Source organism: Pantoea sp. RSPAM1 (assembly GCF_038816185.1).
Classification (GTDB): Bacteria; Pseudomonadota; Gammaproteobacteria; order Enterobacterales; family Enterobacteriaceae; genus Pantoea; species Pantoea ananatis.
The window spans coordinates 710,291-731,222 of the sequence record NZ_CP046137.1 but is presented as its reverse complement, the minus strand read 5'-3'; the positions used below and the strand labels follow the sequence as shown (position 1 = coordinate 731,222).

The window sequence follows — 20,932 nt, the reverse complement described above, 5'->3', positions numbered from 1 at the left end:
GTGCGATTATCGGTCGCTGATGAGATAAAACAGAACATTGTGATCGCGCACACAGGCGTGCGCGCATCCAGCCACTAACCGGAGAAAACCATGACGGATGAACAACAACCACTGCGCGGTAACAGCGATCCCTGGAAAGGCGATCCCAATTTTATGGCCTCCCTGGCGCGTGGACTGGAGGTGCTGCAGGCCTTTACCCCACAGCGTCGCCTGATGTCCGTGTCGCAAATCAGCCAGCGTACAGGCATTCCTCGTGCGGCCGTGCGGCGCTGTCTGTATACGCTGAGCAAGCTGGGGTTTGTGTATGCGGAGGATGGCAAAAACTTTGAACTGCGTCCGCGCGTGCTCTCTCTCGGCCACAACTGGTTAGGCGCAACGCCGCTTGCCAGCGCCTCGCAGCCGGTTTTGCGTCAGCTCAGCCAGACGCTGAACGAGTCCTGTTCGATGGCGGTGCTGGACGGAGACGACATTCTCTACATCGCCCGTGCGTCGGCATCGCGCATTATGACGATTGACCTGCACATCGGCAGCCGCCTGCCTGCCAGCACCACCTCCATGGGAAGAGTGCTGTTAAGCGGCCTGGCCAGTGAACCGCTTAACGATTACCTGGCGCGCCTGACCCAGCTGCGTTATACCAGTCATACGCTGGTCAGCAGCAGCGCGCTGCGTGAGGAACTGGCGCGCGTCAGGCAGCAGGGCTACGCCATTAACGATCAGGAACTGGAAATCGGGCTGCGATCTCTCGCCGTGCCGCTCAGCGCGCCGGGGGGCAGAATAGTGGCCGCGCTCAACGTGGGCGTGCATGCCGGGCAGGTTTCCGCCGATACGCTGCGCCAGCGCCATTTGCCGCTGCTGCAGGAGGCGGCCCGGGAAATCTCCCTGCTGCTGCGTCAATAATCTGTTTTGCCCCTCAACGTCGCTGCAAAATTCGTGGTAACGTGAAGGTTAAGTTGCAAGCGGCAAAGTAGAGAGTCATGACCACGAAAAAAATTGATACCACCCTCGTCAGCGCTGGACGCAACAAGCGTTATACCCAAGGCTCGGTGAATGCGGTCATTCAGCGAGCCTCTTCACTGGTTTTCGATAGCGTTGCAGAAAAAAAACGGGCCACCGCAGGGCGCGCGAAAGGCGAACTGTTTTACGGCCGTCGCGGCACCCTGACGCATTTCGCCTTGCAGGATGCCATGACGGAGCTGGAGGGCGGTGCGGGCTGTGTTCTCTATCCTTGCGGCGCGGCAGCCGTCTCCAACGCCATCCTCGCGTTTGTCGAAGCGGGCGATCACATTTTAATGAGCGGTGCCGTTTATGAACCGACTCAGGACTTCTGCACAAAAATCCTCAGCAAGCTCCAGGTCTCGACCACCTGGTTTGATCACTGTATTGGTCACGACATCGCCGCGCTGGTTCAGCCCAATACCCGCGTGGTTTTCCTGGAATCTCCCGCCTCCATCACCATGGAAGTGCAGGACGTGCCGGCTATCGTTGCGGCGGTACGCGCTAAAGCGCCAGACGCCATCATTATGATCGACAACACCTGGGCGGCAGGCGTGCTGTTCAGCCCGCTGGCCCTGGGCGTGGATATTTCTATTCAGGCTGGAACGAAATACCTGATCGGCCACAGTGACGCCATGATTGGCACCGCTGTCGCCAACGCCCGCTGCTGGGATCAACTGCGCGAAAACAGCTACCTGATGGGCCAGATGGTGGATGCCGACACGGCTTACATGGCAAGCCGTGGCCTACGTACGCTGGGCGTGCGTCTGCGCCAGCATGAAGAGAGTGCGCTGCAGGTCGCAGAGTGGCTTTCTGCGCGGCCAGAAGTGGCGCGGGTTAACCATCCGGCGCTGCCCTCGTGCCGCGGACATGCATTCTGGCAGCGTGACTTCACCGGCAGCAGCGGTTTATTTTCATTCGTGCTGCGGCAAAAACTGAGCCGTGAACAGCTGGCGAATTATCTCGACCATTTTCATCACTTCAGCATGGCTTATTCCTGGGGCGGATATGAGTCACTGATTTTAGCCAACCAGCCCGATGAGTTAGCGGCCATTCGCCCGGCCGGTGGCGTTGACTTTGAGGGGACGCTGATACGGCTCCACATTGGTCTTGAGCATGTCGATGACCTGCTGGTCGATCTTGAGGCGGGCTTTGATCGCCTCACGCGCTAAAATAGTAAACATGACATAAACCAGGCGCCGACCGTCGTGATATTACACCCGGTCATGGCTGGTTAGCTGTTAACATTCGATCTATAAAAAGTGTTCAGTCAGCAGAAGAACCGCAACATTTTACCCCTTCACCGCGCAATGCTGTGGTGGGAAGTAAGAGGTCAGCCAGGTCTGAACAGAACAATTGAATTTCATTTTGACGTAATGGGATAGCTAATGGGTGTTTTACACGAGATTGTGCACGCGCTTTGGCATCAGGACTTTGCCGCGCTGGCCAATCCAGAAGTCGTCTGGATCGTCTACAGCGTAATGTTTATGACGCTATTCCTGGAAAATGGATTGTTACCTGCCTCTTTTTTGCCTGGCGACAGCCTCTTGCTACTGGCCGGTGCCATGGTAGCTAAAGGCGTGATGGACTTTTTCCCGACGCTGGTGATACTCACGGCCGCCGCCAGTCTGGGCTGCTGGCTGAGTTATCTGCAGGGGCGCTGGCTGGGCAACACGAAGCTGGTGAAGAGCTGGCTGATGCAGCTGCCGGCGCAATATCATCAACGCGCCTGGAATATGTTCAACCGTCATGGTCTGATGGCGCTTTTGGTTGGCCGCTTCCTGGCGTTTATTCGTACCCTGTTGCCTACCATGGCGGGCATTTCCGGGCTGTCTAATGCCCGTTTCCAGCTGTTTAACTGGCTCAGCGGCCTGCTCTGGGTCGGCATCGTGGTCACGCTGGGATACGGTATCAGCCAGGTGCCCTTTATCAAACGTCACGAAGATCAGGTGATGGCGATCCTGATGATACTGCCGATGGTGCTACTGGTGGTCGGCCTGGTGGGCAGCGTCTTCGTGATCTGGAAAAAACGTCGTCAGAAACACGCCTGACAGCGGGTAGCGTCAGGCGGGCGGTTCGGCCACCGTCTGGCGCACCCGATTCACTTCCTCTCCCGGCGTCACGCCAAAATAGCGTTTAAACTCTCGCGAAAATTGCGACGGACTTTCATAGCCAACCCGCACGGCCGCCACGCTGGCTTTCAGGCCATCGTGCAACATCAGCAACCGCGCCTGATGCAGACGATAACGTTTGAGGTACTGTAACGGCGACGTCTGCGTGACGGCCTTAAAATTATGGTGAAACGCCGACACGCTCATGTTCACTTCCGCCGCCAGCGCATCCACGCTGAGGTTATCGGCATAGTGATTCTCAATGCGGCGCAGCGCGCGGGCGATCTGGCTGAACTGCGTTTGCCGACTCACCAGCGAGAGCAGCGCACCGCCTATCGGCCCGGTCAGCACGTAATAAATAATCTCCCGCACAATATGCGGCCCCAGCACGCGCGCATCGCGCGGCTGCGTCATCACATCCAGCAGGCGTTCTGCGGCACACAACATGGGCTCGGTTAACCAGCCGGAGTGAATACCGGAGGTGAGCGGCTGTGGCTGAAACCCTTCGTCGTCACCTATATCCATCAGCAGATCCTGCAGACTGGCCGTATCCACACGTAAACACATCCCGGCCAACGGCTGCTCTGGTGAGGCCCAGGTTTCGCATTCGACCGGCAAAGGCACGGTCAGCATTAAATATTTTGTGGCGTCGTACTGAAAAACCGTACTGCCGAGATAGCCAGTTTTACCGCCCTGAAAGAGAATGACGATGCCCGGCTGATACATGATGGGCGTGCGCGGACGGTACTGATCGGCATAGATCAGAGAAACGTTTTCTACCGGACAGCGCTGGTGACGGCTATGTGTCATCAGCGTGACCACCTGCTGAGCCAGACGTTGGCACAATGCGTCGTGAGGCATAATCACTCCAGAAAATAAAACAGCAGTTTGCCGCGCGCCAGGTTAATTCGCCAGCAAAATGGAGAATCAGGCAAGAAGTTTACAGGATCAGGCAGGGTTATCCTGTGCGGTTCACAGGCAGCCTGAAAATTGTTAGCTAGACTTAAGCACAGCGAGGATTCACTGGTTTACTGCAAATGTAAGGAGCATGTTATGGCAGACCAACCCATTATCAAACTGCACGATGGTAACATGATGCCGCAACTGGGACTTGGCGTGTGGCAAGCCAGCGTCGAAGATGCCCGTCATGCCGTGCTGAAAGCGCTGGAGGTCGGCTATCGCTCAATTGATACCGCCGCCGCGTATAAAAATGAAGAAGCCATAGGTCAGGCGCTACAGGAAACGGAGGTCGCGCGTGACGATATCTTTGTTACCACCAAGCTGTGGAACAGCGACCAGCAAAACGTTCAGCAGGCACTGGAAACCAGCCTGGAAAAACTCAAGCTGGATCAGGTTGATCTCTACCTGATACACTGGCCGTGTCCTGAGAATGATCACTACGTTGAAGCCTGGAAACACATGATCGCACTGCAGCAGCAGGGCCTGGTGAAGAGCATCGGCGTGTGTAACTTTAATCAGCCGCACCTGAAGCGACTGCTGGAAGAGACGGGCGTGACGCCGGTCATCAACCAGATTGAGCTCCATCCCATGCTGCAACAGCGCACGCTTCACGCCTGGAACGCCATGCACCAGATTCAGACTGAATCCTGGAGTCCGCTGGCTCAGGGCGGTGAAGGCGTGTTCGATCAGGACATCATCAAATCGCTGGCGAAAAAATACGGTAAAACCCCGGCGCAAATCGTCATCCGCTGGCACCTGGACAGCGGCCTGGTGGTGATCCCTAAATCCGTTACGCCTGCGCGCATCGAAGAAAATTTCAACGTGTTTGATTTCCGTCTGGATAAGACAGAAATGAGCGAGATTGCGAAGCTGGACAGCGGTAATCGCCTGGGGCCTGACCCGGATACGTTCAACGGCTGACCGTCGCCTGACCCGACTTAACAAGAGAGTGGGTACGCATCGCCTCTCCCGGCTGGGGGAGGCTTTTTTTTATAGCTGAGCAGGAACGGGGAGTTTTACGATTTTTTAAAATCTGTGTCAAAGGACATCATTGATGATCAGCCTGCGTCAGGCGCATTCGTCTTCTGCGGCACAAGATAAGCGGCTCGCCTGCACATCGCCACATCCTGCGCCTCGATAAGTCAAATCCCCCCTTTAAAACCTTGCCTTATTCGGCAGCAATACGGTTATCTGTGCCGTTTAAAAACGGGCTTAGCCTGCTGATGGCGCCCTTTCCTGTTAGCGCGACACGCTTTGCAACACACCGCCGGGGTGACTGGCTTTGCCCGTCTCATAACCGGGGTGATAATGATTAACGTTATGATCTTTTAGCCTGGCTCTGCTGCCTGCCCGCGCCCGTTCAAGGGATCGCGGCATTAGCGCGCAGTGGAGTAAAGCGTAACGTTAGCAACCCAGGAGCCTGTCATGTCGGTTATCAATACCAATATCCTGTCATTGATCGTTCAGAATGACCTTTTCCTTTCGCAAAACGCGATGTCGACGGCCATTGAACGCCTCTCTTCTGGACTCCGCATTAACAGCGCTAAAGATGATGCTGCCGGGATGGCGATAGCCAACCGTCTGACCTCAAGGATCAACGGAATGACGGTTGCCACCCGAAACGCCGGTGAGGGTATTTCGCTGTCACAAACCGCGGAGGGCGCGCTCGATGAAATCAATAACAACCTGCAACGTATACGCGTCCTGACGGTACAGGCACAAAATGGAAGCAACTCCGCTGCGGATATCGACTCGATTCAGACCGAAGTGAACCAGCGAATGGAGGAAATTAACCGCATTACGGCGCAAACGGATTTCAATGGCATTAAGGTGCTGAATACCGGATCGGGTGCGTCCGAGTATCGCTTTCAGGTCGGTGCGGAAGACGGTGAAACCCTCAGCATCGATATTGACTCGAGTGACCGGTACAACCTGCTAAAAGCGGGAACAACCGGCACCACGCTCAACGTCCGGCAGATGACATCAGGTGACACCGTTAACGGGGCCGCACGTACGGTTGCCGTAGAGGGTTTTGACGTTCTGAAAGGCGCCGTGACTGGCGGAGCGAACGGGACAGCGACGGGGAACTCGCCTCTGACTGACATTGACCGGGCGATTCAGTTCGTTGACACGCAACGCAGCAGGATGGGGGCAGACCAGAACCGCTTTCAGTCCGCTATCGCCAACCTTGGGAGCATGGTGACCAATCTCACTGCCGCACGGAGCCGGATAGAGGATGTTGATTACGCGACAGAAGTATCGGCGCTGTCACAGGCACAGATTTTACAGCAGGCCGGCGTAGCGATGCTGGCTCAGGCCAACCAGATGCCCCAGCTGATGCTGCAGCTTCTTCGGTTTTAATCTCCGAAGGGCACGGACAGGAGAGGCTCTCCTGCCCTGTTGAAGCACGTGTGCCGCTAAGACAGCGTGGGTTGCGTCAGCAGCTGACCTGCCGTGCCGCGATCCGCCAGTTCCAGCGTCTGGCTGTGATAGACAAACGGAAAATGCTCAGAAGAACTTTGCGTAAAGCTCACCAGCAGCTCTACGTCTCCGTCCACCCAGACCGTGTCCTTCCAGCCGCGATCTTCGCCCATCGGCTGAGCGCCGTTTACGCTCTTAATCAGGAACATAACGCCCTGGATGTGGAAAGATTGCGGACGATCGGCGCGAATAATCCAGCGTTCGAACGTGCCCTGCTGTGCGGTAGAATCAATGCGGTTCATATCCCAGACGGCACCATTGATGCCCGGCAGGCTGTCGCCAATGCGGAACTCACGCGTGCGTACCGAGGCGCCATCCAGAATCTGATCGGCCAGCAAACGCATCGGCAGGTTATCCGTCACCAGCGGCAGCAGGCCGGTAGGCCGCAGCGTAAGCACCAGCGTTGAGGTCAGGATCGTGGAAGGCTCAAAGAAACCGCGCAAACGATCCATAATGCCCGCCGCCGTGCCTGCCGTGATGGAGACTTCATCCCCTTGCGACATATCCACTAAGACTTCACGCCGTTCGCCCGGCGCCAGAGTTAAGCGCTGTACGGCGACGGGTGACGGCAGAAAGCCCTGATCGCTGGCAATCACCGTGAAGGGCCGGTTGTCACTGATGCTCAGTTCATAACGCCGCGCATTGGAGGCGTTCAGTAACCGCAGACGGACCCAGCCACGTGATACCTCGACAAAAGGGTTACGCACGCCGTTGACCAGCAGCGTATCGCCGAGAAAACCGCCGTCGCCCGGTGGGTCATAAACCGGGGTGGCAAAGTTATCCAGCCTTTTATCCTGAATAATCAGAGGGAAATCATCCACGCCATAGTGTTTCGGCAAAGGTAACTGCTTGCTGATGTCATCTTCAATCAGCCACATGCCCGCCAGGCCGTTGTACACGTGCGGGGCCATGCGATTTGGCGTGTTGGCGTGATACCAGCAGGTCGCGGCACTCTGGCGAATCGGTAAAACCGGCGCCCAGTCGACCCCGGCTGACATCATGCGCGGCGCGCCGCCCATCAGGGCGCCCGGCACCTGCAGGCCGCTGACCGTCATTGAAACGGGTTCATTGAGGCGGTTGCTGTAAATCAGTTTGACATCATCACCGCTGTACACGCGCACCGTGGGGCCGAGGTACATGCCGTTGATGCCCCAGACCGGGACTTTATTGTTATCACCGTTAAACGACCAGTGGCTGCGCTGCAGGGTCAGAAACAGTGGCTGACCGCGGCGAGATTCCAGTAGCGGCGGGACAGGCAGGGGCGTGTCACCGCCCGCAGAAGCGGCACGCGCCGCATGAGGCACAAGCGCGGCACTGAGCGCCGCACCGGCAGAAAGCTGGATAAACTGACGTCTGCTGAAAGACATTGAATTTCAGACCTTTTACGCGTGGCGCTGAACCGCCAACTCTGTTTTTATTGCTGTCATTGCTGTGCTGCGTGCACGGCGAGCAACGTCATGCTGGCTCGCCGTGGGGCATCCATGCAGAATAGTCCGATAAAGGGCTTACCGGTTAGATTTTACCGTTTTTTTCGCGTTCTTCGACTTCGGCGTTCAGCTCTTCCAGCCTGGCCGCCATCAATTCCCGGCAGTGAGTCGCCAGCTTGCGCACCGAAGAGGATTCGAATTGTTTCACGTCCACCGGCGGCAGCATTTCCACAATCACCAGTCCGTTTTTCAGGCGGTTGAGGTTAATCTTGCCGTGAGTATTGGATACCACAATCGGAATGATCGGCACGCCTGCGGCAACAGCAGCATGAAATGCCCCGGTTTTAAAGGGTAACAACCCACGACCACGGCTGCGCGTGCCTTCCGGGAACATCCAGAAGGAGATGCGTTTTTTATTAAACTGCTCCACCAGCTCACCGATTGTCCCGTGTGCTTTGGCGCGGTTGTCACGATCGATCAGCAGGTTGCCGGTCAGCCAGTAAAGCTGACCAAAAAAAGGTATCCACAACAGGCTTTTTTTACCGACGGTGACCGTTGTTGGCTGCACAATCTTGGCTGCGGTGACCATATCGTAGTTGTTCTGGTGGTTAGCGATGTAAATCGCGTTGCCGTAGTTATCTGCGCCTTCGGGACGACGCAGCTCAACTTTAAGCCCAAACAGCGTCGATAATTTGCCAAACAGGTGACCAAAGGTCGCAACGTGGCGGGGATTACGTGGCGAGAACAGGCACCAGATACAGCCAAAAAAACTCAGTAATATTGAATAAATCACGACGATAATAGTGCGTAATATCAGTAACATATTTTCCTCAATGTGACACGGCTGGCCGCGGCCAGCCGGGTGAATTACGCGTCGCTGTCCGCGCTGCCGGGACGTGCCGGCGCATCCAGTTCGACCCGATCAATTTTTTGCAGGCCGCGCGGCAGCAATGTGCCACGACGGCCCCGATCGGCACGGAACTTCTGCAACTCTTCACTGCGTAACTGCAGCTTGCGTTTGCCAACGTGCAGCGTAATCGCACTGCCCGGTGGCAGGATCATCAGCCAGGCCAGTTTATCCGCTCCCGACGCGGCATCCGCAGACGGAATCGAGATAATCTTGTTGCCCTTGCCCTTCGACATCTGTGGCAGTTCGCCGACCGGGAACATTAACATCCTGCCCGCCTGCGTAATGGCCAGCAGCATGTCATCTTCGTGATGTACAGCCATGGGCGTCATCACGCGGGCATTTTCAGGCAGCGTCAGCAGCGCTTTACCCGCACGGTTGCGCGAAATCAGATCGTTGAAAGTACAGATGAAACCGTATCCGGCATCAGACGCCATCAGCAAACGCTGTTCTTCCGGCTCCATCAGCACCTGCTCCATTACGGCACCCGGCGGTGGCGTCAGCTTACCGGTCAGCGGCTCGCCCTGCCCGCGTGCCGACGGCAGCGAAGTGGGGTCCAGCGTATAGCTGCGTCCGGTGGAATCGATAAAGGCCACAGGTTGGTTACTTTTGCCGCGCGCCGCCGCCAGATAGCTGTCGCCCGCTTTGTAGCTCAGCCCTGCCGGGTCGATGTCATGTCCTTTAGCACTGCGCACCCAGCCCATCTGCGACAGCACAATGGTGACAGGCTCGGACGGCACCAGCTCGGTTTCACTCAGCGCTTTCGCTTCTTCACGCTCACGCAGCGGTGAACGGCGGTCGTCGCCGAAACTGTTGCTGTCTGCCTGCAGCTCTTTTTTCAGCAGCGTATTCATTTTGCGTTCAGAGGCCAGCGTTGCCTGCAGCTGATCGCGCTCTTTTTCCAGCTCGCTCTGCTCGCCGCGAATTTTCATCTCTTCCAGCTTCGCCAAATGACGCAGCTTGAGTTCAAGGATCGCTTCGGCCTGGGTTTCGCTAATGTCAAAGCGCGACATCAGTACCGGTTTCGGCTCGTCCTCGGTACGGATGATATGAATCACTTCATCAATATTGAGGAACGCCACCAGCAAACCGTCGAGGATATGCAAACGGCGCAGTACGCGTTCTAAACGGTGGTTGAGACGGCGGCGCACGGTGTCGCGACGGAACACTAACCATTCAGACAGGATCTCCAGCAGGTTTTTCACCGCCGGACGATTATCCAGGCCGATCATATTGAGGTTGATGCGGTAGCTTTTTTCCAGATCGGTGGTGGCGAACAGGTGGTTCATCACCTGCTCAAGATCGACGCGATTAGATCGCGGCACGATCACCAGCCGGGTGGGGTTTTCGTGATCGGATTCGTCACGAAGATCCTCTACCATCGGCAGCTTTTTGTTGCGCATCTGGTTGGCGATCTGCTCCAGCACGCGCGCGCCGGATACCTGATGCGGCAGCGCGGTAATCACCACTTCGCCGTCTTCTTTTTTCCATACCGCGCGCTGACGCACCGACCCGCGTCCGTTCTGATAGATTTTACGAATCTCGTCACGCGGCGTGATGATCTCGGCTTCAGTCGGGAAATCCGGGCCCTGCACGATTTCCAGCAGCGCATCCAGGCTGGTTTTCGGATCGTCAATCAGGGCGATAGCGGCCTGCGCCACTTCACGCAGGTTGTGCGGCGGAATATCCGTTGCCATGCCCACCGCAATGCCGGTGGTGCCGTTTAACAGGATGTTCGGCAGCCGCGCCGGCAGCATCTTCGGCTCCTGCATCGTGCCGTCAAAGTTCGGCACCCAGTCAGCGGTGCCCTGCCCCAGCTCGCCCAGCAGCACTTCGGCATACTTCGACAGACGCGACTCGGTATAACGCATGGCGGCAAACGATTTAGGATCGTCAGGCGCACCCCAGTTTCCCTGACCATCGACCAGCGGATAGCGGTAGGAAAACGGCTGCGCCATCAGCACCATGGCTTCATAGCAGGCGCTGTCGCCATGAGGATGGTATTTACCCAGTACGTCACCGACGGTACGGGCGGATTTTTTAAATTTGGCTGTGGCGTTCAGTCCCAGCTCTGACATGGCATAGACAATACGGCGCTGCACGGGCTTTAAACCGTCGCCAATGTAAGGCAGCGCGCGGTCCATGATGACGTACATGGAGTAATTTAAGTACGCATTCTCAGTAAACGTATGCAGGGCAAGACGCTCTGCACCATCCTGCGTCAATTCGCTCATTAAGTCCTCATCCTCACATCGTGACCCGCGACGGCGGATCACCCGGCGGTTGTTTGGCGAGGATAGTACCTTATTCGTGGGTGTTAGTCACAGTCCAGGCGCAGTCAGCCAGGGGTTTTTTCCCTGTTTATCCGACGCCAAAAATTACGCTAAGGATAAAATACGTGTTGTCTTATTTATAATAGTTTGTGACCGCGCTCGCAATTAATTACGGGCGACGTTATAGCCTGTTAATCCTGTCCCGTTTCGGGGACAACATTTAGTATTGTTGATTCGCCTTCCACGCCCTACATTCAATTTTAACGCTGTTACACGCTTTTATTTTTTTTCCAGGTTGGATTTAACGAATTGCCACTTAAGCACCGCTAACGAAATAATAGACAGGTGACTGAATGCAGAATCTGACTTCACGACAACACCGGTTACTAAAATTACTGCTGCAGGCGGGTACGCCCCTGGCTTTAACGCAATTAGCCCAGCAGTTAACCGTTTCCGAAAAAAGTATTTATCGCGATTTGCAAAGCCTGGAACTCTGGCTGGGCGCCTGGCAGGCGCAGTTGATCAAGCTGCCCGGTCGCAGCGTGATACTGCAAACCGAGGATATCGCGCAACGCCTGCGATTACAGCAGCATCTGGCCAGTGACGAGAACTGGTCTGAAGGTTTAAGCAACAATGCACGCCGGGTGAAAATTCTGTCACAGCTGCTGAGGGACGCGCCGCGTGAAACCTCAATCAGTAAGTTATCTGAACGCTATTTCATTAGTCATGCTTCTATCGTCAACGATTTAAAGGTCATTGAAGAGTGGCTACAACCGCTGGCGCTGGCGCTGGTCAGAAGTCAGAGCGGTACGCATGTCGAAGGCAGTGAGCAGGCATTACGCCAGGCGATGGTATCGCTGATTAATGATGTTATGCAGCACAGCGGTGGCAGTAACACGGCGCTACCGCGGCTGGACCCGGGCAGTTATCAGGCGCTGATCCACTATTTTGGCGAGGAGGATGTGGCGTTTGTGCAGACCTTGCTGCAGCAGATGGAGCAGCAGCTTGGCTATCCGCTGAGCGATGCGTACTACATCAATCTGTCCACCCACATCCTGATTATGATCCACCGCATGTCGCAGGGTAAGGCTTTATCGCTGCCGTTAGCGCTGAGCGCTCAGGAAATGGATAATCGCATTCTGAAGATTGCCCGCCAAATGGTGCGACAGGTTGAACAACGTTTAGGCCAGTCAGTGCCGGCGGATGAAGTCGGATTTATTTATCAGTACATTATTTCGTCGGGCATTGTGGTTGAAGAACGTGGCAGCGATATGTTGCCGCAATATCAATTATCGAATGAAGCCTCGCGTAATATTACGATTGAATTAATTCGCTGCTTCTCAGAACTGATTCAACAGGACCTCACTGCCGATCCTTTATTATTTGAAGGTTTACTTTTCCATATTAAGCCATTACTAAACCGGCTGAAATATCATATTAGCATTCGTAATCCATTGCTCGATGATATTAAAACGGAGCTGAGTGAAATTTTTACGCTGACTCAGCGGGCCATGCAGCTTACCGCCGCGCGATTTCATTACGGGTCGATTGCTGACGACGAAGTGGGCTATTTATGTGTCCATTTTCAGGCCGCGCTGGAACGGCAAATCGCCCATAAACGCATTTTGCTGGTCTGTTCCAGCGGCGTGGGCACCTCGCATCTCCTGAAGAGCCGTATTCTGCGCGCGTTCCCGGACTGGATTATTGCGGGCGTCATTTCGGCCAGTAACCTCGGCGATTTTTGCCAACAGGAGCCGGTGGATCTGGTGATCTCGACTATTCACCTCGACACCTCGCTGTTTCCTGTCGTGTATGTAACCGCGTTTTTCAATGACGACGATATTCGCCGTGTGACTGACGCCATGATTGGTAGCCGACTGCCGAAGGCCGTTAACAGCGCCCTGGCAGAACATTAACTGAATGAGGTCTGACTGATGGATATTTCTCGCATTCTTACGCCACGCCGCGTCAATCTCAACCTGCAAGCCAGCAGTAAAGAGGAGGCCATCATTGAACTGACCGATTTGCTGTTCAGTGACGGTGCGATTAACGATAAACAGGCCTTTATCAAGGATGTCTGGCTACGCGAGGCAGAGGGATCGACAGGGTTTGAAAATCACATTGCCATTCCTCACGGGAAATCGTCAGCCGTGAAACAGACCACGCTAGCCATTGGGCGCAGCCAGCAGGATATTCCCTGGGAAACGCTGGATGGCAGCCAGGTGCGCTGCATCATCCTGTTTGCCGTGCGCCTTGAAGATCAAAATACCCCCCATATTCGCCTGCTGTCCCAGGTGGCCAGTGCGCTGGCCGATGATGAGGTGATCGCGCAGTTGCTGGTGGAAAACGACCCCAGCGAAATCATTCGGCTGTTCAGCCAGTACGCCGAAACCGACCTCTGTTAATCCTACACGTCCGAGGTAGACCATGAACATTGTCTGTGTTGCCGCCTGCACGGCGGGTATCGCGCATACCTACATTGCGCGCGAAAAACTGATCAAGGGTGCCCATGCCCTTGGTCACACCATCCACGTGGAAACGCAGGGCACCATTGGTACTGAAAATGCCCTCGATACGGAAACCATCGCCGCCGCCGATGTCGTCATTCTGGCGGTGGATGTCAAGATCAACGGTGAGGAACGCTTTCGCGGTAAACCGATCGTCAGGTTGAAAACTGAAGTAGTGATCAAGTCGCCGATCAAGTTCCTGGAAAAAGTGGCGGATTCACTGGCGCGTGCCTGAGGAGATCCACAATGAACGATAACAAAAGACAGTACGGACAGGAGATCAAAGGTCATCTGTTGACGGGGATCTCCTGGATGATCCCGCTGATTGTCGCCGCCGGGATCTGTATCGCGCTGGGCCAGGTCATCGGTGGCCCGGACGTAGGCAAACATCCCGGCACGATTGCCTGGATGCTGAACCAGATGGGCGGCTGGGGCATGGGATTGATCGTGCCGTTGATAAGCGCCGCCATCGCCTACTCGATTGCCGACAGGCCGGGCTTTGCGCCTGGCTTAATCGTGGGCTTTATCTGCGGCCAGATCGGCACGGGTTTTATCGGCGGCATCCTTGGCGGCTTCCTGGTGGGTTATACGGTGATTCTGCTGCGGCGCAGCATTCGACTGCCGCAGTCGATGCAGGGCCTGATGCCGATCATGGTGTTACCGGTGCTGAGCACCATTATCGCCGGGCTTTTGATGATGACCTTCATCGGCCAGCCCATTGTCTGGTTGCAGAAGGCGCTGATTGCGCTGTTGGAATCCATGCAGGGCGGTTCGAAGTTCGTTATGGGCGCTATTCTGGGGGCGATGGCCACCTTCGACTTTGGCGGGCCGGTCAATAAAACCATGTCGCTGTTCGCGGATGGCATGCTGGTCGACGGTATTTACGGACCAGAAGCGGTCAAATTTGTCGGTTCGATGATCCCGCCCTTTGGTATCACCCTTTCCTGGCTGTTAACCCGCCATAAGTACACCCGGGCGGAAAAAGAGGCGCTGAAGGCGGCCTTTCCCATGGGGATCTGCATGATCACTGAGGGTGTGATCCCGATTGCCGCGCGCGATCTGCTTCGTGTCGTCGGCAGCTGTGTGGTGGCTTCCGCCGTCGCTGGCGGGCTGATTATGGTCTGGGGCGTCGAAGCGCCCGTGCCTCACGGCGGCATGTTCGTGGTACCTCTCTTCACCAAACCCTGGCTGTTCTGCCTTGCGCTCGGTATCGGCACCACGATCTGTGGCGTGATGCTGTCGCTGCTGAAAAAGCCGGTAACCGAAGCCGACGAAGAGTTTGACGACGTGGAAGACCACAGCGTTCGTGAAGACGACATTAAATTCACACTGGAATAAGGAGTGCGTATGTACGCGGCAATGAACGACCTGATCGCACGGGCTGCCCGTAACCAGTATGCGGTACTGGCCATCAACTGTTTCAATCTGGAGAGCGCACGTGCGGCAGTGAAGGCGGCGGAGGAGCAACGCGCCCCCCTGATCCTGAATGTTTATCAGGGGCACAGCCGCCATTTCCCGCCCGCTGTCGCCGTGCCGTTGGTTCAGGCGCTGGCAGCGAATGCCAGCGTGCCGATCGCGCTGGCGCTTGACCACGGAAAAGCCTTTCCGCTGATTGGACAGGCCTTTCGCGCCGGGTTTACCGGACTGATGATCGATGCCTCCTCCGAGCCGCTGGCAGAAAATATTCGCCAGACGGCAAAAGTGGTCGAGATGGCGCATACCGCCGAAGTTTGCGTGGAGGGCGAGCTGGGGCATATCGCCGATGCACCAACCTATGCCCTTGCCGATGCGGCGGTAAAAATGACTCAGGTGGCGGATGTTCTGCCGTTTATTGAACAGACGGGCATCGATCTGTTAGCGGTGTCGGTTGGCACCGCACACGGGCTTTATCCCGCGGGCGTCAAACCGCAAATCGACTTTCAGCGTCTGGCTGCGCTGCATGGGGTTTCGCCGGTTCCCCTGGCGCTGCACGGCGGCAGCGGCACGCCAGCCGACGATATTCGTCGCGTCAGTCAGCACGGCGTCGCCAAGATTAACGTTGGCGCGGCGGTCTTTGATGCAGGCAAGCAGGCGCTCCATCAGGCGCTTAAGCAGCATCCCGCTGCTGAGCTGCCTGATCTGCTGGCGCTGATGGAGGCCGCCTGCTGCGAAGTCGTACATGACTATCTGAGCTGTTCCGGCTCCGCTAATCAGATCTGAATTTTTTCTGCTGTACCCCGGTGCGCGTCTCTGAACGTCAGCGCAGGGCATCCCTTTGTCGTAAAACAAGCTGAGGAAGATTTAACATGTTGATTTCAATGAAAGAGATGTTAAGCCCCACCCGCCAACACCGCTTTGCTATAGGCGCATTTAACGTGGCCGACAGCTGTTTTATCCGCGCGGTGGTGGAAGAAGCCGAAGCCACACAAACTCCGGCGATTATCTCTATTCACCCCAGCGAACTGGCGTTCGTAACGGATGCGTTTTTTGGCTACGTGCGGGAGCGTACGCTGAAGAGCAAGGTGCCTTTTACGCTGCATCTGGACCACGGCGCGTCGGTAGCCGATGTGTTACGCGCTATCCAGTGTGGTTTCACGTCGGTCATGATTGACGGTTCGCTGCTGCCCTATGAAGAAAACGTGGCACTGACCAAAGAGGTGGTGAATCTGGCGCACGCGGTGGGCGTATCTGTCGAGGGCGAACTGGGCACGATTGGCGATACCGGGACATCAGTAGAAGGCGGCGTGAGCAAAGTCATTTACACCGATCCTGCGCAGGCCGAAGATTTTGTGCAGCGCACCGGCGTGGATACCTTAGCCGTCGCCATCGGCACCGCGCACGGTATTTACCCCAAAGATATGAAACCGGAGTTGCAAATGCATATTCTGCGCGATATCTCTCAGCGCGTTTCCATTCCGCTGGTCTTGCACGGTGGTTCGGCGAATCCCGATGCCGAAGTGGCGGAGGCGGTTACGCTGGGCGTCGGTAAAATCAATATTTCCAGCGATATGAAATATGCCTATTTCCAGAAGGTGCGCGAAGTCTTAACCCGCGAAACCTGGTGGGATCCAAACGTGATTTATCCTGAGGCGATTGAGGCGGCCAAAGCGGTCATTCGCTACAAAATGAACTTGTTTGGTGGACTGGGGAAAGCGTCGCTGTATTGAGTACTGAAGGGTAAAAATGTGTGGTTGGTGTTCCGTGCGGTTCCCACCGCCGCAGTATCGGGTCTGACGTCCTCGCGCCACTAACGCGGTACCTTCGCGTCGTTCGTCAGCCTGACGAACCAGCGGAGACGGTACTTCCTGTACCGGCTCCGCTTTTTGCTCGCGTCCTGCGGGCAAATTCTGGCTTCCTCGCTCTGCTCAGCGCGGCGAATTGTCTGTTCCGCTCCCGTGGCGGGGGGCAGTGACGCATGTGCGCCGTCTCGGACGGCTATCGCCAGTTTTGAAGCCCGGCGTTAACACATCAGGTAAACGCCCTGCTTTCTCCTTACTTCATCACACCCATCCACTGCTGGGCGATCTGCGCATATTCTCCGGTGGCGGTGCTCAGGTGCAGCCACTGATCGACATACAGCTTCCAGCTCATATCATCGCGCGGAATCATGTAAGCCTTTTCACCGTACTGCAGTGGTTTATCGGGATTGAGCGCACACAGGGAAGGAAAGCGTTTTTGCTGGTACAGCGCCTCGGAGGCATCAGTGATCATGACGTCGGCTTTGTTGTCCACCAGCTGCTGGAAGATAGTCACATTATCGTGATATAGCGATAACGCTGCATGAGGTAAGTGGCTGTGTACGAAGGCTTCGTTAGTGCCTCCCGCTGGCTCAACAAGACGCACGCTGGGCTGGTTCATCTGTTCGACCGTCTGGTACTTCGCTTTATCTGCGCAGCGCACCAAGGGAATTTTACCGTCCACGCCCAGCGGCTGCGCAAACCAGGCGGTTTGCTGGCGCTTCAGCGTGACCGATACGCCACCCAGTGCGATATCGCACTGCTTCGCGATAAAGTCCTGCATCAGGGTTTTCCAGGTGGTGGGCACCCATTGCACTTTTGCCCCAAGAGACGCGGCCAGGGATTCAGCCATGCTGATATCCAGCCCTTCATAACTGCCATCCGGTTTCAGGAAGCTGTAAGGTTTGTAGTCCCCGGTAGTACAGACTTTCAGGGTTTTGGTGTTGAGCACGCTGTCCAGACGCGACTGGGCCTGCGCGCCGCCAGCCACCAGCAGTAACGTGATTACGAGTGTTTTTTTCATCATTGTATTTTTTCGGCAGTGAGTTTGCGCTGGTATGGTGACATAACCTCGGGGGTTATTGCGCTATTCGCAAAAGTGTTGTGATCATTCTCGCATTTTTCTCCCGCCCGCCACGGCCTAAGCTACCCCCATTGACGCATACGGGAGACAAGCTTAATGAGTAACATTTTAATTATTGATGGCGGTAAAACCTTCGCCCATTCGAAAGGCGAGCTGAATCATACGCTGACCGAGGTGGCCGCCAGCCAGCTGCGCGATCTGGGCCATGAGGTCACCGTCACCGTTGCCGACCATGCGTATGTCGTGGCTGATGAGGTGCAAAAATATCTCGACAGCGACGTGGTGATTTATCAAATGCCGGGCTGGTGGATGGGTGAACCCTGGACCGTGAAACGTTACATCGATGAGGTATTCACCGACGGCCACGGTAAGCTGTATGCCAGCGATGGCCGCACCCGTGCCGACGGCGCAAAAAAATATGGCTCAGGCGGACTGATTCAGGGCAAAAAATATATGCTGTCACTGACCTGGAACGCACCACTGGAGGCCTTTACCGACCCTGAGCAGTTCTTTGAAGGCGTGGGCGTTGACGGACTGTATCTGCATTTCCATAAGGCGAATCAGTTCCTGGGCATGGAAGCATTGCCGACCTTTATCTGCAACGACGTGATGAAACAGCCCGATGTTCCACGCGATATTGCACGTTATCGCACGCACCTCCGCGAGATTTTTGCTTAAATAGACGTTCACCCAGAAAGAGGAAACGTAAATGTTAACCGTCGTTGCTGAAATTTGTGTTAAGCCGGGCTGCCGTCAGAAAGTGCTGGATGCGTTTCACCAGGTGATTCCTACCGTGCTGGAAGAAGAAGGCTGCCATCAGTACAGCCCACTGGTCGATCACCAGGCGCAGGTACCGTGGAAGCACAACTCACCCGATTCCATTTTTATGCTGGAGCAGTGGGAAACCCTGCGCCATCTTGATCAGCATCAGCAGATGCCGCATATGGAAGCCCATCGTACGGCGATTAAAGACTATGTGACTGACGTGAAAATTCTGGTGCTGGAGCCGGGTAAATAATCCTGGCGGAACACGCACAAAAAAAGCCCCGTTCAGGGGCTTTTTCCATCAGGCTGCGGATTACACTTCGATATCCGCTTTATCGCCTTTTTCCTGCAGCCAGTTACGACGATCTTCGGATCGCTTTTTCGCCAGCAGCATATCCATTACCCGCAAAGTCTGTTCAATGTCATCGTCACTGACGGTGAGCTGCACCAGACGGCGCGTGTTGGGATCGAGCGTGGTTTCGCGCAGCTGCAGCGGGTTCATTTCACCCAGCCCTTTAAAGCGCTGCACATTTGGCTTGCCCTTCTTGCGCTTCAGCTGCTCCAGTACGCCCTCTTTCTCGTCTTCATCCAGCGCGTAATACACTTCTTTGCCCAGATCGATGCGATACAGCGGCGGCATGGCAACATAGACGTGGCCATTTTTTACCAGGGTGCGGAAGTGCTTCACAAACAGGGCACACAGCAATGTGGCGATGTGCAGCCCATCCGAGTCCGCATCAGCAAGGATACAGATTTTGCCGTAGCGCAGCTGTGAGAGATCTTCGCTATCGGGATCGATACCGATCGCCACCGAAATATCGTGCACCTCCTGCGAGGCCAGCACTTCATCGGACGAGACTTCCCACGTATTGAGGATCTTACCTTTAAGCGGCATGATCGCCTGATATTCGCGATCGCGCGCCTGCTTCGCCGATCCGCCCGCCGAATCCCCTTCCACCAGGAAAAGTTCGGTTTTATTCAGATCCTGCGCGGTGCAGTCCGCCAGCTTACCCGGTAGTGCCGGGCCGCTGGTCAGTTTTTTACGCACCACTTTTTTGGCTGCGCGCATACGGCGCTGGGCGCTGGAGATCGCCAGCTCCGCCAGCTGTTCTGCCGCCTGCACGTTCTGATTCAGCCACAGACTAAAGGCATCTTTTACTACCGCGGACACAAAGGCGGCGCACTGGCGCGAGGATAAACGCTCTTTTGTCTGGCCTGCAAACTGCGGATCCTGCATTTTCACTGACAACACGTAGGCGCAGCGATCCCAGATATCCTCTGCGGACAGTTTGACGCCGCGCGGCAGAATATTGCGGTATTCACAAAACTCACGCATGGCATCCAGCAATCCCTGACGCAGACCGTTGACATGGGTACCGCCCTGCATGGTGGGAATCAGGTTCACATAGCTTTCGGTCAGCAGCTCACCCCCTTCCGGCAGCCACAGTAATGCCCAGTCCACCGCTTCGATATCACCGGCAAAGGTTCCGACGAAGGGCCTCTCTGGCAGGGTTGGCAGGCCATTGACGGCTTCGCACAGGTAATCCGTCAGACCATCTTCGTAGCACCAGCGCTGTTCGGTATTGTTCAGCTTGTCTTTAAAGACAATTTCCACCCCTGGACACAGCACGGCTTTCGCCTTAAGCAGGTGTGATAAGCGGGACACCGAGAAGCGCGGGCTGTCAAAGAAGTGCTCATCTGGCCAGAAATGGACGCTGGTGCCGGTGTTGCGCTTCGCAACCGTGCCCGTGACGGTCAGATCCTGCACTTTTTCACCGTTTTCGAAGGCGATACTGTAGATCTCACCATTACGCCGCACGTTGACTTCGACACGTTTAGAGAGGGCATTGACCACCGAAATGCCGACGCCGTGCAGGCCACCGGAAAACTGGTAGTTTTTATTAGAGAATTTCCCCCCCGCGTGCAGCCGGCACAGGATGAGCTCAACGGCCGGGACGCCTTCTTCCGGATGGATATCCACCGGCATGCCGCGTCCGTCGTCAGTCACTTCTAACGACTGATCGGCATGTAAAATCACTTCTACGCGCCTGGCATGCCCCGCCAGTGCCTCATCGACACTGTTATCAATCACTTCCTGACCCAAGTGGTTAGGGCGCGTCGTATCGGTATACATTCCCGGGCGACGGCGAACCGGCTCAAGGCCAGTCAGGACCTCAATGTCACCCGCATTATAGCTTGATTGACTCAT

Annotated in this window: 19 protein-coding genes; 13 read left to right on the top strand and 6 right to left on the bottom strand. The window is 55.8% G+C overall.

The window, feature by feature from the left end:
• Nucleotides 1-90: 90 nt before the first annotated feature.
• From GKC68_RS04065 to GKC68_RS04055, 3 genes are all read left to right on the top strand, one after another.
• The gene (locus GKC68_RS04065; RefSeq protein ID WP_028723559.1) at nucleotides 91-897 is read left to right on the top strand and encodes an IclR family transcriptional regulator C-terminal domain-containing protein; all 807 of its coding nucleotides are present in this window, start codon (nucleotides 91-93) and stop codon (nucleotides 895-897) included.
• A 77-nt stretch (nucleotides 898-974) separates the two neighbouring features.
• Nucleotides 975-2,165 (top strand): cystathionine beta-lyase, encoded by a 1,191-nt coding sequence (gene metC / locus GKC68_RS04060; RefSeq protein WP_028723560.1) that lies wholly within the window; start codon nucleotides 975-977, stop codon nucleotides 2,163-2,165.
• A 216-nt stretch (nucleotides 2,166-2,381) separates the two neighbouring features.
• The gene (locus GKC68_RS04055) at nucleotides 2,382-3,044 is read left to right on the top strand and encodes a DedA family protein (RefSeq protein ID WP_028723561.1); all 663 of its coding nucleotides are present in this window, start codon (nucleotides 2,382-2,384) and stop codon (nucleotides 3,042-3,044) included.
• A gap of 12 nt (nucleotides 3,045-3,056) precedes the next feature.
• Here GKC68_RS04055 and GKC68_RS04050 read toward each other — a convergent pair whose 3' ends face one another.
• The gene (locus GKC68_RS04050; protein ID WP_028723562.1) at nucleotides 3,057-3,965 is read right to left on the bottom strand and encodes an AraC family transcriptional regulator; all 909 of its coding nucleotides are present in this window, start codon (nucleotides 3,963-3,965) and stop codon (nucleotides 3,057-3,059) included.
• Nucleotides 3,966-4,157: 192 nt separating this feature from the next.
• On the opposite strand from GKC68_RS04050, the gene dkgA reads away from it, so the two are divergent.
• Both dkgA and GKC68_RS04040 read left to right on the top strand, forming a co-directional pair.
• Nucleotides 4,158-4,985, top strand: coding sequence for a 2,5-didehydrogluconate reductase DkgA (dkgA, locus tag GKC68_RS04045; RefSeq protein ID WP_028723563.1), 828 nt, complete (start codon nucleotides 4,158-4,160; stop codon nucleotides 4,983-4,985).
• A 504-nt stretch (nucleotides 4,986-5,489) separates the two neighbouring features.
• Nucleotides 5,490-6,425, top strand: coding sequence for a flagellin (locus GKC68_RS04040; protein WP_342656603.1), 936 nt, complete (start codon nucleotides 5,490-5,492; stop codon nucleotides 6,423-6,425).
• 56 nt (nucleotides 6,426-6,481) lie between these two features.
• Here GKC68_RS04040 and ftsP read toward each other — a convergent pair whose 3' ends face one another.
• From ftsP to parC, 3 genes are all read right to left on the bottom strand, one after another.
• Entirely contained in the window at nucleotides 6,482-7,912 is a 1,431-nt protein-coding gene (ftsP, locus tag GKC68_RS04035; RefSeq protein ID WP_028723565.1) for a cell division protein FtsP, read from the bottom strand.
• A 145-nt stretch (nucleotides 7,913-8,057) separates the two neighbouring features.
• Entirely contained in the window at nucleotides 8,058-8,795 is a 738-nt protein-coding gene (locus GKC68_RS04030; protein ID WP_028723566.1) for a 1-acylglycerol-3-phosphate O-acyltransferase, read from the bottom strand.
• Nucleotides 8,796-8,839: 44 nt separating this feature from the next.
• On the bottom strand, nucleotides 8,840-11,113 hold the full coding sequence (parC, locus tag GKC68_RS04025; protein WP_028723567.1) for a DNA topoisomerase IV subunit A: 2,274 nt from the start codon (nucleotides 11,111-11,113) through the stop codon (nucleotides 8,840-8,842).
• A gap of 392 nt (nucleotides 11,114-11,505) precedes the next feature.
• Between parC and GKC68_RS04020 the strand changes: the two genes are divergently transcribed.
• The 6 genes from GKC68_RS04020 to GKC68_RS03995 all read left to right on the top strand — a co-directional run bounded on the left by GKC68_RS04020 (nucleotide 11,506) and on the right by GKC68_RS03995 (nucleotide 16,805).
• A complete protein-coding gene (locus GKC68_RS04020) occupies nucleotides 11,506-13,068 on the top strand; it encodes a transcription antiterminator (protein ID WP_028723568.1) in 1,563 nt (520 codons plus the stop codon).
• Nucleotides 13,069-13,086: 18 nt separating this feature from the next.
• Entirely contained in the window at nucleotides 13,087-13,557 is a 471-nt protein-coding gene (locus GKC68_RS04015) for a fructose PTS transporter subunit IIA (RefSeq protein WP_028723569.1), read from the top strand.
• A gap of 22 nt (nucleotides 13,558-13,579) precedes the next feature.
• On the top strand, nucleotides 13,580-13,894 hold the full coding sequence (locus GKC68_RS04010) for a fructose PTS transporter subunit IIB (protein ID WP_342656602.1): 315 nt from the start codon (nucleotides 13,580-13,582) through the stop codon (nucleotides 13,892-13,894).
• An 11-nt stretch (nucleotides 13,895-13,905) separates the two neighbouring features.
• Complete coding sequence (locus GKC68_RS04005) at nucleotides 13,906-14,997, top strand: PTS fructose transporter subunit IIC (protein ID WP_028723570.1); 1,092 nt, start codon at nucleotides 13,906-13,908, stop codon at nucleotides 14,995-14,997.
• Between the two features lie 9 nt (nucleotides 14,998-15,006).
• On the top strand, nucleotides 15,007-15,858 hold the full coding sequence (locus GKC68_RS04000; RefSeq protein WP_028723571.1) for a class II fructose-bisphosphate aldolase: 852 nt from the start codon (nucleotides 15,007-15,009) through the stop codon (nucleotides 15,856-15,858).
• A gap of 86 nt (nucleotides 15,859-15,944) precedes the next feature.
• Nucleotides 15,945-16,805, top strand: a complete 861-nt coding sequence (locus tag GKC68_RS03995; protein ID WP_028723572.1) for a ketose-bisphosphate aldolase — start codon at nucleotides 15,945-15,947, stop codon at nucleotides 16,803-16,805.
• A gap of 325 nt (nucleotides 16,806-17,130) precedes the next feature.
• Here GKC68_RS03995 and GKC68_RS03990 read toward each other — a convergent pair whose 3' ends face one another.
• Complete coding sequence (locus GKC68_RS03990; RefSeq protein ID WP_028723573.1) at nucleotides 17,131-17,898, bottom strand: transporter substrate-binding domain-containing protein; 768 nt, start codon at nucleotides 17,896-17,898, stop codon at nucleotides 17,131-17,133.
• Nucleotides 17,899-18,054: 156 nt separating this feature from the next.
• Here GKC68_RS03990 and GKC68_RS03985 point away from each other — a divergent pair, with 156 nt between their 5' ends.
• Both GKC68_RS03985 and GKC68_RS03980 read left to right on the top strand, forming a co-directional pair.
• Nucleotides 18,055-18,636: an NAD(P)H-dependent oxidoreductase gene (locus GKC68_RS03985; protein WP_028723574.1), complete on the top strand. Its 582-nt coding sequence runs from the start codon at nucleotides 18,055-18,057 to the stop codon at nucleotides 18,634-18,636.
• A 31-nt stretch (nucleotides 18,637-18,667) separates the two neighbouring features.
• A complete protein-coding gene (locus GKC68_RS03980; RefSeq protein ID WP_013027237.1) occupies nucleotides 18,668-18,976 on the top strand; it encodes a putative quinol monooxygenase in 309 nt (102 codons plus the stop codon).
• A 60-nt stretch (nucleotides 18,977-19,036) separates the two neighbouring features.
• Here the strand turns inward: GKC68_RS03980 and parE are convergent, their stop codons facing one another.
• Nucleotides 19,037-20,932, bottom strand: coding sequence for a DNA topoisomerase IV subunit B (gene parE, locus GKC68_RS03975; RefSeq protein ID WP_058706398.1), 1,896 nt, complete (start codon nucleotides 20,930-20,932; stop codon nucleotides 19,037-19,039).

Coding starts and splice junctions, on each gene's coding strand:
- GKC68_RS04010 (WP_342656602.1), top strand. CDS start 13,580: ATGAACATTGTCTGTGTTGCCGCCTGCACGGCGGGTATCGCGCATACC.
- GKC68_RS04050 (WP_028723562.1), bottom strand. CDS start 3,965: ATGCCTCACGACGCATTGTGCCAACGTCTGGCTCAGCAGGTGGTCACG.
- GKC68_RS04015 (WP_028723569.1), top strand. CDS start 13,087: ATGGATATTTCTCGCATTCTTACGCCACGCCGCGTCAATCTCAACCTG.
- GKC68_RS03985 (WP_028723574.1), top strand. CDS start 18,055: ATGAGTAACATTTTAATTATTGATGGCGGTAAAACCTTCGCCCATTCG.
- GKC68_RS04065 (WP_028723559.1), top strand. CDS start 91: ATGACGGATGAACAACAACCACTGCGCGGTAACAGCGATCCCTGGAAA.
- GKC68_RS03995 (WP_028723572.1), top strand. CDS start 15,945: ATGTTGATTTCAATGAAAGAGATGTTAAGCCCCACCCGCCAACACCGC.
- GKC68_RS04040 (WP_342656603.1), top strand. CDS start 5,490: ATGTCGGTTATCAATACCAATATCCTGTCATTGATCGTTCAGAATGAC.
- GKC68_RS03980 (WP_013027237.1), top strand. CDS start 18,668: ATGTTAACCGTCGTTGCTGAAATTTGTGTTAAGCCGGGCTGCCGTCAG.
- dkgA (WP_028723563.1), top strand. CDS start 4,158: ATGGCAGACCAACCCATTATCAAACTGCACGATGGTAACATGATGCCG.
- GKC68_RS04005 (WP_028723570.1), top strand. CDS start 13,906: ATGAACGATAACAAAAGACAGTACGGACAGGAGATCAAAGGTCATCTG.
- GKC68_RS04055 (WP_028723561.1), top strand. CDS start 2,382: ATGGGTGTTTTACACGAGATTGTGCACGCGCTTTGGCATCAGGACTTT.
- parE (WP_058706398.1), bottom strand. CDS start 20,932: ATGAGTCAATCAAGCTATAATGCGGGTGACATTGAGGTCCTGACTGGC.
- GKC68_RS04020 (WP_028723568.1), top strand. CDS start 11,506: ATGCAGAATCTGACTTCACGACAACACCGGTTACTAAAATTACTGCTG.
- metC (WP_028723560.1), top strand. CDS start 975: ATGACCACGAAAAAAATTGATACCACCCTCGTCAGCGCTGGACGCAAC.
- GKC68_RS04030 (WP_028723566.1), bottom strand. CDS start 8,795: ATGTTACTGATATTACGCACTATTATCGTCGTGATTTATTCAATATTA.
- GKC68_RS03990 (WP_028723573.1), bottom strand. CDS start 17,898: ATGAAAAAAACACTCGTAATCACGTTACTGCTGGTGGCTGGCGGCGCG.
- ftsP (WP_028723565.1), bottom strand. CDS start 7,912: ATGTCTTTCAGCAGACGTCAGTTTATCCAGCTTTCTGCCGGTGCGGCG.
- GKC68_RS04000 (WP_028723571.1), top strand. CDS start 15,007: ATGTACGCGGCAATGAACGACCTGATCGCACGGGCTGCCCGTAACCAG.
- parC (WP_028723567.1), bottom strand. CDS start 11,113: ATGAGCGAATTGACGCAGGATGGTGCAGAGCGTCTTGCCCTGCATACG.